This is a genomic window from Candidatus Rickettsia kedanie (assembly GCF_045865205.1).
Lineage (GTDB): Bacteria > Pseudomonadota > Alphaproteobacteria > Rickettsiales > Rickettsiaceae > Rickettsia > Rickettsia australis.
On sequence record NZ_BAABMM010000005.1, the window covers coordinates 13,179 to 30,583 of the forward strand.

Consider the following 17,405-nt stretch of genomic DNA (forward strand, 5'->3'; position numbering starts at 1 on the left):
TAACAATAATTAACTGTAATGAAATTATAGCACAATATAAAAATTGAATTTTATGGAGAAAAATAATGAGAGTTTTGTTAATTGAAGACGAGCCGGAAATGGCTAACTTAATTGAGCTAACTTTAGCTTCAGAAGGTATAGTTTGCGATAAAGCTTCAGTTGGTGTGGAAGGTTTAAGGCTTGGTAAAGTCGGTGGTTATGATCTAGTGATTTTAGACCTTATGTTACCGGATATTAATGGTTTTGAGATATTATTAAGATTGCGTGCTGCAAAAATAAAAACCCCGATCTTAATTTTATCTAGCTTAACGGATACGGATCAAAAGATTACCGGTTTCTCTTCTGGAGCCGATGATTATTTAACCAAGCCGTTTGTAAGAGAGGAATTAATTGCTAGAATTAAAGCTATAGTTAGACGTTCTAAAGGTCATGCAGCATCAGTATTTAGGTTTGATAAGGTTAGCGTAAACCTAGATACTAGAACTGTAGAAGTTGACGGCAAAAAAGTACATTTGACGAACAAGGAATATGCTATTTTAGAGCTATTAATACTACGAAGAGGAACTATTTTAACTAAAGAAATGTTCTTAAATCACTTATATAGTAGTGTTGACGAACCGGAAATGAAAATTATTGACGTATTTATTTGTAAACTTCGTAAAAAGTTAAGTGATGCTGCTGGCGGTAGAGATTATATCGACACAGTATGGGGACGCGGTTATATGCTAAAAGAATATGATGAATTACAACAAAAAGAAATTTTAGTACAAGGAGCATAATTAATGCCTTTATCAACTTCTTTACTTGGTAAAAAAAGTACTTATAAAGATAGTTATGATGCGACTTTATTATTTAAAATTCCACGTATAAATAATCGAAACGAACTTGGAATAAATAGTAATAATCTTCCGTTTTACGGTGTAGATATTTGGAATACATATGAACTATCTTGTCTTAATAAGAAAGGTAAGCCATGGGTTGGAGTAGGCACTTTTTATATACCGACGGATTCTGAAAATATAGTAGAATCAAAATCATTTAAACTATATCTAAATTCTTTTAATAATTTTGTTGTTGAATCAGTAGAAGAACTAGCAAGAATTATCTTGCAGGATCTAAGTAATGTTACACACGCTAAAGTAACAGGACGCATATTTCCTATAAATACAAAAATAGCATTTGGTATTCCAAGCGGTAAAAATATCGATGATTTAGATATAGTATGCAATAATTACGGTCCGCCCGATAATAGTTTAGTTGAGTATGAAGATGTTTTAGTAGAAGAAGAGATTAATTCTAATTTACTAAAATCAAATTGCTTAGTAACCGGTCAACCGGATTGGGGTTCAATCGTTATAAAATATAAAGGAAAAAAGTTAAAACATGATTCTTTTCTGAAATATTTAATATCTTTTAGAAATTGTCATGAGTTTGCAGAGCAGTGTGCTGAGCGTATTTTTACAGATATTAAAAACGCTATAAATCCTGACTTTCTTTCTATTTATATAGTATATACTAGGCGCGGAGGAATTGATATTTGTCCCTATCGTTCTACCGATAAAAGTTATAGTTTCCCTAGCGATAAACGACTTATTAGGCAATAATCACTTTTCTAATCCATAAAAAAATCCATTCGATATCATACCGTGGCTTGACCACGGTATTCAAAAACAACTTAAAATACTAATAGCTTTAGTATTTTAAACTGAATTCTACCACAAGCTCGCAGGATGGTTTTTAACGTCATTGCAAGAAAATTACATAAGTAGTTGTACGTATGCAATCTCAAGAGTTTGTTATTATTGCATGAGCTTGCCACAATGCCTACGGCTGCCTGCAATGACAATTTGCTATCCACGCAATAGGCGGGGATAACAATCAAAGAATAATTCACGTAAGCAAGCTTTTCGCAGGATAGAAGTTAGTATAATTTTATGATTCTTTCATAGGATTTTGTGTAGGCTTTAGGCTTGCTACTATTTTATTCAGGTCTATTTGACTACAGATCCCCAGTAATACGGGATCACGAGGACGAATAGAATTCATATTCCAATGGCTACGAGTTCTAATAGCATCTATAGTAGTCTTAGTAGTGCCTATTAATTTAATTATTTGATGGTCTTGGATGTTCGGATAATTAGACAATAACCAATATATAGCATCCGGTTTATCTTGACGTCTTGCTATAGGGGTGTATTTAGCACGCTGTTTTTTCTGATTGTTCATCAATTCATCAGCAGGACTATATGAAATTTGTAAATTAGCATTAGAATTTTTACTGCAACGCTCAATTTCCTCTAAAGTTAACTGACCGTTTGCAATTGGATTTAAACCTTTTATAGATTGTGCTACTTCACCGTCAGCCATACCTTTTATTTCAAATTCATGAATACCACAAAAATCGGCAATTTGTTTAAAAGTTAAAGAAGTATTTCTAATTAACCACATAGCCGTGGCTTTTGGTAGAAGCGGTAATGTTTTTTGCGAATTCATGATAATTGTTTTTTGGCTTAATTTAAGAAACTATAACAAATAGAGTGATTTAAGTCAATCTTCATTTAGAAACTTAACTATCTCCTCAACTACTTTCTTAGCATCGCCGAATAACATAAAAGTATTATCGTGATAAAATAGCTCATTTTCTATACCTGCATATCCTGAAGCCATAGAACGTTTAATAAACAAAATCGTACGTGCTGTTTCAGCATCGAGTACCGGCATACCATAAATTGGACTGTTTGGATCATTTTTGGCAGCAGGATTAGTGACATCATTTGCCCCAATCACAAGCACTACGTCAGTGGTAGCGAAATCTCTATTAATTTCTTCAAGCTCAAGTACTTTCTCGTAATCTATATTAGCTTCTGCAAGTAAAACATTCATATGCCCTGGCATTCTACCTGCTACCGGATGTACGGCAAAACGTATATTAATATCTGAATGTTCTAATATATCAACCATCTCTTTTATGATATGCTGAGCCTGGGCTACTGCCATACCGTAACCGGGAACAATTATCACCGATGATGCATTAAGTAGTAAATGTGCCGCATCTTCAGGGCAGCTTGTTTTTGCTATTTTATCGTCGTCTATATCCTTGTTAATTCCGGTAGGTATAGATAAAAATGCTCCAAAAATAACCTTGATTAATGGACGATTCATAGCCCTGCACATTATATAGCTAAGTATAGCTCCGCTACTACCAACTAATGCTCCGGTAATAATAAGTAGGCTATTGCTAAGCGTAAAGCCTATACCTGCTGCCGCAAAACCTGAATAAGAGTTTAGCATTGATACTATAACAGGCATATCTGCACCACCTACCGGTATTATTAGTAATACTCCGATTAACAGCGATAAAAAGACTATTAGATTAAATAAAAATATATTTTCTGAACGAATAAAATATATTACTAGAATAACTAATATTATTGCCGTTAATAAGCATATATATGGCTGACCGTAGAATTTTAACGGGCTACTTTTCATTAAGCCTTGTAGTTTTAGAAAAGCTATAACCGAACCGCTAAAAGTTAAAGCACCAATAGAGACGCCTACTGATATTTCTATTAATGAATTAATCGGTAAACTTCCTGCTATTCCTATAGAAAAATTTTCAGGAGCAAGTATCGTAGCGTAAGCTACAAATACTGCAGCAAGACCGACACAAGAGTGAAAACCTGCTACTAATTGAGGAATTGCCGTCATGGAGATTTTAAGTGCAATAATCCCTCCGATTATAGCACCTAATAATAGGGTTGCTATAATCGGTAATTTATGAGTAAAATCCGGAAGGAAAAAAGTAACGCCGACTGCTATCACCATTCCCAAGATACCTATGGTACTACCTAAACGTGCTTGTTTCTGTGAGGATAAGAATTTGAGTGATAGAATAAAGCAAACAGCTGCAACTAAGTATAATAACTGGATAATTTGTAGGGACATAGATGGATTACTTAATTATTATATGTTATTCCCGTTCTCTTATGTGATTTCCGCGTGGCGTTGTTGCGTGGACACTTATATCATTCCTACGAAAGCAGGAACCCATCATAAAATGAGATAAATCGAGCTTTTAATTTTAAAAATTTGCTGTTTACACTTTTATTTTGGATTCCCGCTTTTTCGCGGGAATGACATAGAAAAGTGCCGTATATTCTTAAAAAGTAAATCCTATACCTATAGAAAGGATTAAAGGATTAAGTTTAACTTTAGAGGTCACGGTTTTAGTACCTACTAAATTCGGTTTGTACTCAAGTTTAGGATTTAAGAAAAATTGTCTTACGTCAATATTGATTAAAGTATCATCTTTAGCATAAAAATCTACACCTATTTGTCCTACGGCACCGTGTCCGTTTCTAATTTTAAGACCGGTAGCTTGCGTAAGCATATAAGAACCGTGATAACCTATGCCTATATACGGTCTTATTCCACCGTAAGGGGCTATATGAAATTGTCCGGTAACCGTTGCAGGAATCATATAAATAGGTTTGTTTTTTCCTAGTTTGACATTATCAACGCCATAATTATGAGCAACGGCTGCAAGGGATGTATATTTAGTGCGTAAAACATTAAAGCCAAGCGATAATTCAGTAGCTAAATAATTGTTAAAGAATATAGTAGTAGATGCATCACCTCCATAACCGTTTTTTGCAACTTCCCCTACTGGAACAGGTTGAGAAGAGGTAGGAGTAGGTAGTACTTTTTGCTTAGTACTTGAGAAAACACCTCCTAGACGCATCTTGAAAACTAAACTTCCTTCGTGTTCATAATACGGTGTACTATCATAGTCAGGAGCAGAATCTACATCATCATACATGCTTTTAGCAAAACTATTAATACTTATGCTGGATACAAACAAAATCATCCCTAATTTTTGCACTATTCTTAACATATTAATTATAACCTTTACTTGCTTAAAATTGATTACCGTATTAGTATAAAATTTTTATTTATATATTTATACCAATTGTTATAAAAGATAGAATTCTTTTATGCTAAAAGTCAAGACATTTAAGTAAAATTATAGAAATTATTGGAGTATATTAATGAATGATGCATTAAAAACATATTTAACCGGTATAGGTTGGTTTTTACTTAGTTTAGTAAGTAGTAGTGCCAATGATGTAATGTCTAAATATCTTGGGACTCGTTTACATAGCTTTGAAGTAGCTTTTTTCCGCTTCTTTTTCAGTAGCATAGTTTTACTACCTTTTGTTGTGTATTACGGTAAAAATACCTTAAAAACAAGTCGTCCTTTTGTACATATATTAAGAGGATTATTATTATTTTTTGGTATGACTTCATGGACTTACGGTTTGACTATAGCTCCTGTTACTACTGCAACCGTTGTAAGTTTTTCTATCCCTTTATTTACTTTAATACTTGCCGTATTTTTTCTTAACGAAAATATTATTTGGCAAAGATGGGTAGTTACCGTAGTAGGATTTATAGGGCTTGTTGTTACGCTTAAACCGCATGCCGAGGATTTTAACCCCGAAATTTTGTATTTTGTATTAGCGGCTATTTCATTTGCTATGCTTGATATTATTAATAAAAAATTCGTAATAAAAGAATCAATGATTAACATGCTATTTTATTCGGCAATAGTAACTGCTATAGTGTCGCTACCTGTGGCGTCGCAGTATTGGCTAACTCCTAGTGGTTTTGAATTAGCGTTATTATTTGTACTTGGTAGTAGCGGAAGCTTAATATTATTCTTCCTGCTTAAAGCTTTTTCCATGGTAGATGCAACCGCTACCGCTCCTTATAGATATTTAGAGCTGGTGATTTCGGCAATAGCGGCATATTTCATATTTAACGAGTTTCCTGATAAAAATACACTGCATGGAGCAGTAATAATAATTCCTACCACCTTATTTATAATATACTCCGAAAAAAAAGCTATGAGTAGAAAACATGAATCGCAGTAAGCTAGTATTTTTAAGCGGTATCGCTAACACTTTTGAATGGTATGATTATTTATTATTCGGTTATTTTGCACCCATAATAGGAGCAAAATTTTTTCCGAATGATGATGCTAATACTTCTTTACTGCAAGCTTTTTTAGTTTTTGCTATAGGTTATTTGGCAAGACCGTTGGGTGGCATATTTTTTGGTGTCATTGGTGATAGATTTGGACGCAAAGTAGCCTTAACTAGTGCGTTATTTTGCATGTCTGCCCCAACCGTATTAATGGGAATATTACCAACTTACCATACTATAGGTATAACTGCGACTATATTAATGATTTGTGTACGAATTCTACAAGGATTATCAATGGGAGGAGCTTTGACCGGTTCTATTTCTTTTGTTATTGAACATACTAGCCATAAACACCGAGGCTTTATCGGTAGTATTGCAATGTCTAGTATATGCTCCGGTTTATTGCTTGGTTCTTTTGTTTCTTATATCGTTAAGAATATCCTAACAGCTTCACAATTTGATAGTTTTGGCTGGAGAATACCTTTTCTACTTGGATTTTTTATTCTTTTTGCAGCATTTTATATTAAAAAAAATACACACGAAACACCGAATTTTAAAAATCTAAGAGAGCAGAAAAAGATTTTACAATCACCGTTAAAAAAAGTCATTACCAGTCATTGGTTTGATATATTAATCTCGATTTTTATCAATGCTCCCGGTTCGATAATATTCTATCTAACTACACTTTACTTGGTATCGTTTTTAAAAATCAGCCGTAACTTTACTGAAAATGAGGTAAATAGCTTCACTAGTGTATGTTATGTGATTATGATAGCCGTAACTTTATTAAGCGGTTATCTATCCGATATTATAGGCCGCAGGAAAATTTTTGTAATTAATCTGATAATAATTATTGTAACAACACCGTTTTTACTTAATAATTTTGAGAGCGGGGATTTCACAAGTGTAATTATTTCACAATTTATGCTTGCTATACTTGCGGCTAGCTATATCGGTCCTGAACCGGCATTACAAGCAGAATTTTATCCTACAAATATACGTAACACTGCTCTCTCTATTTCATATAACACTGCTACAAGTATTTTTGGTGGTACTACGCCTCTTGTCTTTGAATATTTAGTACAAAAAACAGGGCATGTAACCTCGGCAGTTTATTATGTCATATTAAGCTGTATTTTTGCATTGATCGCCTTATCTTTTTACAAAAATGGAAGTTTAGATACAATATGAAAAAAATTACAAAACCTGCAAACCTAGTTGAATTTAATGATAAAATTGTAGTCTTGACACCTAAGAGTTCTTACTATGGCAATGCTTACGAACACAAAATAACTAAAAAAGGATTAGTTTTTGCTAGTATCTCACAGGATAGTATAAATCACTCCAAAACTGTTGAAAAAATAACTAGTAACGAGGGAATTTCAAGGATAGATATAGACTTATTAGGTACATGCCATCGCATTACTACAGCTGTAACGACTGACCGACTACGGCAAGAAGAAAACGGCTCTTTAGAAATGAGACCTGCTTCTGCAAATGAGATAGCCCAATTACAAAAGTTAGTACAAGATAATAAAGTGATTATTTGCAGAAAGCATTTGGGATGTATGCTAATGAAACTACAGTAGCATCTTCTGATGAAGTACATATAGGTGGAGCGAATGAAAAACTAGAATAAGAGCTTTTTTGTAAATAGTAAACGCATTTCCAAAATTCTTCTTGATTTAATAACAAATATGTGGCAAAAAGAATTTAAGATAAAATTCTAAGCTACTATAGCTCAGGGGTAGAGCACTTCATTGGTAATGAAGAGGTCGGGGGTTCAATTCCCCCTAGTAGCACCACTGAAAATATATATTATGATAGATATTCTTCTTTTTGTGCATATTACCATTGCTATATTGTTAATTATAGTTATTCTGATGCAGCGTAGCGGATCGGATGGTATTAGTAGTATAAGCGGTGGTAATAATATGGGAGTAGTTAGTGTTAAAACAGTCAGTAATTTTCTTACTAAAAGCACTATAATACTTACAACATTATTTTTAATAAATGCAATAGTACTTGCTAATCTTTCCTCAAAGAAGAAATCTGATTTAGTTTCTAAGATTAATGAAATTGAAGAAAATCAAGCAGAAAATAGTTTACCTATAGCTAAATAGTTACAGCTTTATCTTGATAATATCTCTCATACTTGTCATTGTTTACTTTGGTTGGTATTGCCCGCATGGATACCCGAACAGTCATTGCTAGGAGCAAAGCGACGTGGCAATCCAAAAAAATAATTAAAGAAATTCTGATTTACAGAATTTCTTACTGGATTGCTCCATCGCAACTTACAGTTTCTTCTCGTAATGACGAAAAAACCGAGCCATGCAACAAAGCCGCATGACAATAATTCACAAAATAATTTTAGCAATGTCTATGGCATTTAATATAAAAGAAAAATTTTATATCATTTTATGTACGTTTTTTACAGTCCTTATTATAGTAGGAAACTTAATATATCAAAAATTTGTTTACCTTAATATTTTTAATCTTTATATTCTTGAATTATCTATAGGAGCAATTTTTTACCCGTTAACTTTTTTATTAACAGATTTAATAGCTGAGTTTTATGGTAAAGAAAGATCCAATTTTTGCGTGAAGCTTGCTATTATTTTTAATATAATAGTAGTTTTAATAATAAGTCTTATGGATAAATTGGAAGCTACTAATTGGTCTAAGGTTGATAACATAACTTTTCATAAAGTGTTTGGTTCATATTATATATCTTTTTTAGCATCAACTTTTGCCTGTTATATAGCTCAACTTGTTGATATTAATATCTATTTATGGATACGTAAAATTACTAAAGGTAAATATTTATGGATAAGAAACAATTTTAGTACGGCAATTTCTTTATTTCTTGATACTGTTATTGTAATTGGGATTATGAGCTTATTTAATATTTTTCCTTTTGACCAATTACGTCATCTTGTACTTAATAGCTATTCATTTAAACTATTTTTTACCGTATTTAGTACACCGATATTCTATTTGGCAGTTTGGTTAATACGCTTATCTATTAAGAAGTTTGATAAATAAGGATAAGATGCTCAAAAAACTATCCTGTATTTATCTTTACAAATTGACTTTTAACTTAACAAGTCCTTGATGGCTTTGATATTTTCTATGAGTATAATAATTATATTCAAGTAGAACATTTATATTTTTTCTGTTCATAAGTATATTACTACCTATATTATATCCAAGCTTAGGTTGCTTTGGTATAATAATTGTTTCTTGTAATGTTTGTCCTTTAAAGGTCGCTTTTGCATTAACTTTTGTATTTTTATTATTGAAGTGATACTCAATATTACCGTACAAACTTGGTGTTAATACTATATTATTTATGGTCGCTATAGGCTTAAACACTATTTTACCGCCAATACTACTTTCAAATGATTGATTTGATTTCTTTTGAATCATCAAATTTTCTATATCTACATTATATTCTTTGTAGTTGCTAGCTCTTGAATAATCATATTTAAAACCGATATTAGGAATAAAATGTAAATCGTATTTTGTATGATATTTATAATTTAACAAGCTTTCAAAACTTAAATTATTGTTTTGATATTTTCCAATTATATTATTAATACTTTTAGATTTATTCTTAATATAATTATGACCATAAGATGTTATAGCCTGTAATGAGAAACCTTTAATGAGTTCTTTTAGACCGTAAATGCTTAAAAGATGACCGTTAACTGCTGTGTTTCCTAGTTTTTTATTATATTTAATTTGGGATTCTAAACGGCTATAAGCTATTCCGATAACATCATGACTATTGATAAATTCAGCATCAGCCCCGATAGTTACGCCGGTTGTACGACCTTGATATTTTGGAATATTCTTCCAAGTTCCTTGTTTGTTGACGCCGTATAAGCCGCTAATCCATACTCCTCTTGCGATAGTGGGTTCTTCATCACCGGCCCCTATTGCAACAACATTGAATCTATCACTTAAAATATGATGATGAACAGGTTTGTGAAGAGTTGAAGGCGCCTTAACTAATATTGCTACTCTCCCACTGGTATCATAAGATACTTGTTGTCTCTGTGCTGCCTCATCTTGTTCTGCGATTGCTTCAGTTTTGAATGACACATCGATAGCTTCATCTTCGCTTTCTAACGCTATATCTTTTTTTGATTCTTCTTCAGTTGTATTATTGCTTGCTTCTAATCCTTCATCAGTTTCATATCCTTCATCAGTTTCATATCCCTTCTCTTCTTCATCACTAGATCTTAAGTCTAGAAGTGATTTTTTATTATCTGATGATTTATCATTTTTGCTATCGTTAGAACTCAGTAACCTAGGTGATAAAGCGGTTTCTGAATCGGATTCCTCTGACTTTTTATTACTATATTCAGGTTGTGTATTATCCTTTGTTGAGGATTCGTCATTTGCAGATTCGTTTTTTTGTTGGAATAATCGTAATTGTTTCGGATCTAAACGTCCTACTGTCTTTGCCTGGTGATTATTTTCTGATTGAACATCACTACCATATTTTTGTTCTAGTTCAGCAGACTCTGCGAGTAATTCTTCAACAAATACAAACAATTCTTTATCTTTTGCTAACTCTAAAAGTTTGGATTTATAAATATTATGTACTTCTTGTCCTATTTCAGTTCTAGGACCTATAAAATTAGAGTGAGCAGTATTAAATGCCTCTTTTACCGTTTCTTCTGGATATTCTGTGAATTGCTGTGTATAAATATTATGTACTTCTTGTCCTATTTCAGTTCTAGGACCTATAAAATCAGAATAAGCTGAAGTAAACGCCTCCGTTAATTTTTTACTAAGTATAATATCATCTTCAACATATTTAATAAATTCTTTATCGTTTGTTAATTCCAAAAGTTTCGAAGTATAAATATTATGTATTTTTTGTCCTATTTCAGTTCTAGGACCTATAAAGCTAGAGCGCATAGTGTCGACTGCTTCTTGGATTTTTGCAAAATACGTATTATTTTGATGAACTTGAGATAAATTTTTTGAATGCTCAAATGCTACTGATTCCGCTATAGCTTTTTTAAACAAATTGGTATCAGAGTATCTTGCTTTATGTCCTGCTGATTTTTGTCCTGATAAAGCAAATTCTTTATATCTTACAGCTATATCGGAGTTAAAGTTATAAATTTTTGGAGTTGTTTTAAAAATAGATGTAGATATCTTTGCATTTAATTTAGTAATTCTACTTATCCAATCTTTAGTAATCCCTAAAGTTGTTAGATAAGCTAATTCCAAATCTTTTGAACCGGACGGTGGTGGCGGTGGCGGTGGTGGCATGTTTCCGGTATGGATGTGTTTTTTATCTTTTGCTTGTGAGTACTCTTTAAGAGCTTTTAATATTATAGTCATATTTAATTTATTAGCAAGAATTCTTACTTGTTCATTGCTCATACCTGTAAATGTAGGCAAAACTAATCTTAATTGATCTAAATTATTATGACCTTCTAGTTTGATAGTAGCAGCTTTTAAAAACTTTTTTAATAATTCAGGTTCTTTTTCCTTGACTATAGCAATAAACTCATTGTTAGGTAAATTTGCTGTAATTAATTCTTCAAATTTTATTGTCCTTAAAATAGCTGTTCTTAAATCATCAAGTTTAGCCTGTGCTTGATCATCGTTAATTGTTTTTCTTAAGTTGGTATCTTCTGTTGTTAAAAAAGTAGCTTGTTGTGCTATAGTTAATGTACTAGGGTTGTTAATTAACTCTTCAACTCTATTGCCAAATATATCTTGATCGAAGTTTTGTGCATTAGCATAGGCAAATGCTAATTGTTCAAATGGAGTTGGTTTGCCCTCTAATGCTCTAATCAATTTGAATTGATTTAATTCATGTTTAATAGGCTTCTTTAATTCTTCAGATATTTTGCATGACGATAATAAAAGACGTGTTACAGCATCATCAGTGTCTTCATTGAAAAGATTTTTAATTATGTCTTTGCTTGTTATGTTGTTCTTACCATTTACGGTTATATCTTGTATATACGGGTCTTGAACAAGTGTGTTAAAAACTTCTGTAGCTTTTTCTTCGATTGCAGTGGTTGAAATGCTAAATAAATTTACAAGAGTTTTTCCGTCAGCTCCTTGGTTGGCGTATGATGCGGTTAATATTTGACGTATAACATTTGTAAGATCAGCTTGTCTTGTTATAAGCTGATCCTGTAAATCATCAGCTTTTGCACCTCCTGTCTCAGTTCTATATTCTGCATATAGTTTTGCATAAGCTGTCTTTGGTGCACTTCTTTCTGTGCTGGTTATACTAGAAGTTGTAGGTCGTAATAACACTTTTGGTTTAACAGTAGTATTACGAATAAACTGAGTATATAATGAATGTATCTGAGGATATTCTGCTTGTAACTTATTTAAATCAAAATTGTTAGATTTGCTAATAAAGCCTTGAGAATTTAAGGGAGGAGGAGGTGGTGGTGGTATACTCCCATTTAGCGGTAGAGGCGGCGGATTTGGAATACCACCATTTAGTGATAGAGGTGGTGGATTCGGCATGCTGCTTTGTGTTTGTTCTAAATTATTTGCATTATTACCTACTGCTAATCCTAAAATTTTATTGGTTTCATTGCTTAGTGCATTATTATCAGATAATATTACTTTAATTACTGAATTTAATTCTTGTGTCTTTAATTCTTTGGCTAGTTTAATCATATAGTCTTTAGTTAAACTATCTATTATTAGTCCTTGATTTTTTAGTGCTATATTTATTTCTGCTACTATTTCCGATGTTAAAATATATTCGCTTTTTACAATATATGATTGCATTTTATTTTTTAACTCTAATTGCAGAGCTACAAATTTTTCTACTGAACTCTTATCTTTACTTGCTGCTAGTTTGATAAGATCTAATCGTGCATTTTCTTCAAATTGACTATTAGATATATTTCGCGTTGCATAGTCTTTAATTCTTTCAACCAATTTAGTTTTTTCTTTAGAAGAACTATTGTCTAATAATGCTTTTAGCATAGGTCTATTTTTAACGTCAATATTGGTCTTGAAATCTAATTGTCCACTATCGTTGCTAAATAATACCCTTTGAATAGTATCATCATTAAAATCACTTAATATAGCAGTTATTGCTTCTTTTTTATAACTACTATCTACTTGAAGATTTAATGCTGCTATAGGATCTGTTTTAATAAGATTTTTAAATTCTTCAATATTTTCTTCTTGTTGTATTATTCTCTTTATATTGTGTTGAGACTGCGTTAAATTACCCTGACTTGCTTTATTATTAAAGTGAGTTTTAAAAGTACTTATAGGATCAAAAGAATATGGTTGTTTCTCTTGTCTACCCGTGGGAACTCCCGAAGATGTTCCTGTAGTAGATGTTCCTGTAGTATTGGTATCTTGATTTGATAACATACACCAATGTTTGGTTTCGCTCTTTTTTTTTGAGCCTCCGGCAGACGGTTTAGTAGTATTATTGTTATTTAACAGCTGGTTTGCATTTATTCCCTCTATTATTTGGTCTCTATAAGAACTTGCTTTTACTATCCCTATCTTAAATTCTTTCTGTAATGCTTCAACTGTAGGGACAATATTATTATCTATATAGTATGCTTTTTTATTAAGCATTTTCTGAGTTACTATTGATTTAATATAGGGTTGTGCCTCACTGTTATCAGCACCAAATCTCTGCTTTATCTCTTTTTCTGTAGGAACATGGCTATCCGCTATATATTGTGGCTTTTCTCTGTCCATAACTTTAAGTCTTATTGACTTAATATAGGTCTCTCTATTATCATCACGAGACACACCAAACCTATTTTTTAACTCTTCTTCTGTAGGAACATGGCCATCCGCTATATATTGTTCCTTTGCGTTTTCCATTATTTCAGTTCTTATTAATGCAACAAAAGATTCTGCATCATCTTTATCCATGTGAAGAGCAGTCTTTACTTCTTGCACTGCAGGGATAATATTATAATCAATATAATGTTTGTATTTAATAGCTCTGTTTATTGAGCGGATATATAGATCGATTACTGCTTTTTTGTCTTTTTCTGCACGACGTACCTTTTGATCTTTTTCTACATTCTTGTCTATTTTGTTAGGGTCATAACTTATGCCAAGATTTGTTGCTGCTTCCATATCTGTAGGAACTATGCCTTGCTTAATATATTCTTGTTTTTTTGTATTAAAATCCTGTTGTTTTATGCTTTCGATGTATAATAAAATTTCAGCTCTTGCTTGTCTTGCTTTATGTCTAGTATTATCTAAAAAACCTGATAAATCTGTTTCCTTATACTTTATTCCTAGATAATCTTTTAGATCATCTGTGGCTTGAGTAAAACTAGGAATTAAGTTTGCGTTTTGCCATTTTTTGATTTTTTCATTTGGAGTAAAAGAGTTCCAAATACTTTGTTGCTGTTTTGAATTGTACTTTTGCCATGTCGGGGTTTTACTAACTAAATCCTTAAAGCTTGCCGCTCTAGCACTTGTACTTAAAAAGCTATTAGTCAATAAACAGGTTGACATGAAAAAAGTTAAAACATATTTTTTTGAGTAGGAATTTTGTAATTTCATTCAAACCTCGATCAGTTATTATTTTTTTAAATATAAACGAGGCAAATTATACAATATTTATTAACTTATGTAAATTATTAATTATTAATTTTTGTTAACTAATAGATTTTTAAACCAAAATGTGCTTAATACATTACATACTAATGGCATCTTAATTTTTGATAAATAAAATATGCAAATTCAATTTCACTTATATAACACTCTTAGCCGTACTAAAGAGGTTTTTAATCCTCAAGATCAAGCTAACATAAAAATGTATGTATGTGGACCGACTGTTTATGATAATCCTCATATAGGCAATAGTAGATCGGTAGTAGTATATGATTTACTTTATCGTATAGTTATAAAAATATTCGGCAGTAGAGCAGTAAAATATGTACGCAATATTACCAATGTTGACGATAAAATTATTGATAGAGCTGAACTACTTGGCATTACTATTAATGAGTTGACTGATAAAGTTACACAAGAGTTTCATACAAATATGGCATATTTAGGTTGCATGCTACCGAGTATTGAGCCGAAAGCTACAGAGCATATTGATGTAATGATCGAAATAATAGAACGCTTAATAGCAAAAGATCATGCATATATTATGGATAATCATGTTTATTTTGATGTTTTATCAGCTCCAAATTATACGGAATTATCTAACCGAAATTTAGAAGAAATGTTTGAGGGAGTGCGTATAGAAAACAGTAAAACCAAAAAGCATCCACAGGATTTTGTATTATGGAAACCGGCAAAGCCAAATGAATCCACAAATATGAATTTTGAAAGTCCTTGGGGGTTTGGTCGCCCTGGATGGCATATTGAATGTTCAGCCATGAGCTACAAATATTTAGGTGAGAATTTTGATATTCACGGTGGCGGAGCAGATTTAATCTTCCCGCATCATACTAATGAAATTGCACAAAGTAGATGTGCTTTTCCGGATTCTACCTATGCTAAATATTGGGTACATAATGGCTTTCTAACGGTGAACGGTGAGAAAATGAGTAAATCTCTCGGTAATTTTATTACCGTAAGGGATTTAATGGATAAAAAAATTTCAGGAGAGGTAGTAAGATTATTCTTATTAAGTAGCCATTATAGGCGTCCACTTGATTATAATGATAAAGCTATAGAAGATGCTCAAAAGACTTTAGATTATTGGTATAGAGCCATAGAAAATATTAATGTACAAAAAATAGATTTACCTTACAATTTCATGCAAAGCTTACTTGATGACATGAATACGTCGCTTGCCGTTAAAATAATTAATGACTATGCGAAAGGTGTTTTTATTTCTAAAACTGAAGAAGAAAGGCAGCTTAACGCCTCTGTTATTATTACTTGTGCTAATTTTATTGGTTTAATGAATAAGACTCCCCATGAGTGGTTTAATAGCGGTGTGGATGAACTCTATATAAATGAGCTTGTAAATAAGCGTTTGGAAGCAAAAAAACAAAAAAATTGGTTATTAGCCGATCAAATTCGTAAGCAGTTATTAGAGGAAAAAATAATTCTAGAAGATAAACCTGATGGTACTACTATTTGGCGAAAAGAATAAAAGATTGTAAATTATGCAATATATGTATATAGTTTGTAGGCTTATTGTAGAACGTCATTACGAGGAAATTATGTAATAATTGACGCAGCAATCTCAGGATATTGGATGAGATTGCCGTGCAGCCTATGGCTGCTCGCAATGACGATTATGCAAAACTTAAGCAAAAAATTCACACGTAAGATATAGTTAGTTCATGTATAGAGCTGTCATGCTAGCTCCTTGATTGCGGCATCCAGTAAATATATGATAATAAGTTGTTTTTGGATCCTGTGGACAAGCCACGGGATGACAAATATACACAATATCTTACGGAGGTATAAACTAACAATTAGGAGAATTTAAAAATGTCAAACATATCATCTGTTAACATTAAAGAATTATTGGATGCAGGAGTGCATTTCGGTCATAAGACCTCACGTTGGAATCCTAAAATGGCATCTTATATATATGGTGAACGTGATGATGTTCATATAATCGATTTAAGACAAAGCGCCGTTTTAATGAGTGCTGCTTTGAATACAATATATGAAACCGTAAAAAAAGACGGTAAAATATTATTTGTAAGTACTAAAATACAGGCCAGTGATATTATAGCGGAATATGCCGAAAAATGCGGACAATATTACGTAAATCATAGATGGCTTGGCGGTATGCTAACTAACTGGACAACTATTGCGGGTTCAATAGAAAAACTAAATAAGTTAGAAAAAACCTTAGAAAATGAAGAAGCACTTATGGGGTATACTAAGAAAGAGATACTCAATATGAGCCGTAAGAAAGAGAAGTTACTTCTATCTCTTGCTGGTATTAGAAATCTTAATTCTAAACCTGATCTTCTAGTAGTTATTGACACTAATAAAGAGCATATCGCAATTAATGAAGCGGTAAAGCTTAATGTTCCTATAGTTGCAGTAGTCGATACTAATTCTAATCCTGATAATGTAGATTATCCGATTCCGGGTAATGACGATTCTATAAGGTCAATAAGACTTTATTGTAGTTTATTTGCAGATGCAGCATTACAAGGACTTGAAGAATCAATGAAAGCTTCAGGGGTTGATATGGGTGCTATGCAGGAGCATACAGATAAGGCGTTAACTTCTAAAAATGTTTCTCAATTAAAACAAGCTAAAAAATTCTCTAAAACAAAAAATATTGATGAAGAGATAAATACAGAATTTGAGCAAGCATTAAATGATACCGATGAAAATAAAAATTCTGATAATGCATAAATGTTGTTGTGTGGATTGAAAAACCTACTCGATGTCATCCCCGTGTAGGCGGTGATCCAGAAACATAATTTTAATATTAATAT

13 protein-coding genes and 1 tRNA gene are annotated in these 17,405 nt (G+C 32.1%); 10 read left to right on the top strand and 4 right to left on the bottom strand.

Annotated features, from left to right (window positions below):
* Positions 1 to 65: 65 nt before the first annotated feature.
* Both ctrA and queF read left to right on the top strand, forming a co-directional pair.
* Positions 66 to 779 carry a response regulator transcription factor CtrA gene (ctrA, locus tag ACKTSD_RS00515; RefSeq protein WP_412707513.1) on the top strand — a complete coding sequence of 238 codons (714 nt, stop codon included), beginning with the start codon at positions 66 to 68 and terminating at the stop codon, positions 777 to 779.
* Positions 780 to 782: 3 nt separating this feature from the next.
* Positions 783 to 1,604, top strand: a complete 822-nt coding sequence (gene queF, locus ACKTSD_RS00520) for an NADPH-dependent 7-cyano-7-deazaguanine reductase QueF (RefSeq protein ID WP_412707514.1) — start codon at positions 783 to 785, stop codon at positions 1,602 to 1,604.
* Positions 1,605 to 1,932: 328 nt separating this feature from the next.
* Here the strand turns inward: queF and ACKTSD_RS00525 are convergent, their stop codons facing one another.
* From ACKTSD_RS00525 to ACKTSD_RS00535, 3 genes are all read right to left on the bottom strand, one after another.
* Positions 1,933 to 2,493, bottom strand: a complete 561-nt coding sequence (locus ACKTSD_RS00525; RefSeq protein ID WP_412707515.1) for a cell cycle transcriptional regulator TrcR — start codon at positions 2,491 to 2,493, stop codon at positions 1,933 to 1,935.
* A 54-nt stretch (positions 2,494 to 2,547) separates the two neighbouring features.
* Positions 2,548 to 3,945 carry an NAD(P)(+) transhydrogenase (Re/Si-specific) subunit beta gene (locus ACKTSD_RS00530; protein WP_412707516.1) on the bottom strand — a complete coding sequence of 466 codons (1,398 nt, stop codon included), beginning with the start codon at positions 3,943 to 3,945 and terminating at the stop codon, positions 2,548 to 2,550.
* A 214-nt stretch (positions 3,946 to 4,159) separates the two neighbouring features.
* A complete protein-coding gene (locus tag ACKTSD_RS00535) occupies positions 4,160 to 4,894 on the bottom strand; it encodes an OmpW family outer membrane protein (protein ID WP_412707517.1) in 735 nt (244 codons plus the stop codon).
* A gap of 154 nt (positions 4,895 to 5,048) precedes the next feature.
* Between ACKTSD_RS00535 and ACKTSD_RS00540 the strand changes: the two genes are divergently transcribed.
* From ACKTSD_RS00540 to ACKTSD_RS00565, 6 genes are all read left to right on the top strand, one after another.
* Positions 5,049 to 5,933: a DMT family transporter gene (locus ACKTSD_RS00540; protein ID WP_412707518.1), complete on the top strand. Its 885-nt coding sequence runs from the start codon at positions 5,049 to 5,051 to the stop codon at positions 5,931 to 5,933.
* Positions 5,920 to 7,176, top strand: a complete 1,257-nt coding sequence (locus ACKTSD_RS00545; protein WP_412707519.1) for an MFS transporter — start codon at positions 5,920 to 5,922, stop codon at positions 7,174 to 7,176. Before ACKTSD_RS00540 ends, ACKTSD_RS00545 begins: the two co-directional genes overlap by 14 nt.
* Positions 7,173 to 7,574, top strand: coding sequence for a hypothetical protein (locus ACKTSD_RS00550; RefSeq protein WP_412707520.1), 402 nt, complete (start codon positions 7,173 to 7,175; stop codon positions 7,572 to 7,574). Before ACKTSD_RS00545 ends, ACKTSD_RS00550 begins: the two co-directional genes overlap by 4 nt.
* A gap of 141 nt (positions 7,575 to 7,715) precedes the next feature.
* Positions 7,716 to 7,790 (top strand) — tRNA-Thr (locus ACKTSD_RS00555).
* Positions 7,791 to 7,805: 15 nt separating this feature from the next.
* A complete protein-coding gene (secG, locus tag ACKTSD_RS00560; RefSeq protein WP_412707521.1) occupies positions 7,806 to 8,108 on the top strand; it encodes a preprotein translocase subunit SecG in 303 nt (100 codons plus the stop codon).
* Between the two features lie 256 nt (positions 8,109 to 8,364).
* The gene (locus ACKTSD_RS00565; protein WP_412707557.1) at positions 8,365 to 9,033 is read left to right on the top strand and encodes a queuosine precursor transporter; all 669 of its coding nucleotides are present in this window, start codon (positions 8,365 to 8,367) and stop codon (positions 9,031 to 9,033) included.
* A gap of 36 nt (positions 9,034 to 9,069) precedes the next feature.
* Here ACKTSD_RS00565 and sca2 read toward each other — a convergent pair whose 3' ends face one another.
* Complete coding sequence (sca2, locus tag ACKTSD_RS00570) at positions 9,070 to 14,538, bottom strand: surface cell antigen Sca2 (RefSeq protein ID WP_412707522.1); 5,469 nt, start codon at positions 14,536 to 14,538, stop codon at positions 9,070 to 9,072.
* Between the two features lie 172 nt (positions 14,539 to 14,710).
* Here sca2 and cysS point away from each other — a divergent pair, with 172 nt between their 5' ends.
* Positions 14,711 to 16,090 (top strand): cysteine--tRNA ligase, encoded by a 1,380-nt coding sequence (cysS, locus tag ACKTSD_RS00575; protein WP_412707523.1) that lies wholly within the window; start codon positions 14,711 to 14,713, stop codon positions 16,088 to 16,090.
* A 344-nt stretch (positions 16,091 to 16,434) separates the two neighbouring features.
* The gene (rpsB, locus tag ACKTSD_RS00580) at positions 16,435 to 17,322 is read left to right on the top strand and encodes a 30S ribosomal protein S2 (RefSeq protein WP_412707524.1); all 888 of its coding nucleotides are present in this window, start codon (positions 16,435 to 16,437) and stop codon (positions 17,320 to 17,322) included.
* Positions 17,323 to 17,405 lie beyond the last annotated feature (83 nt).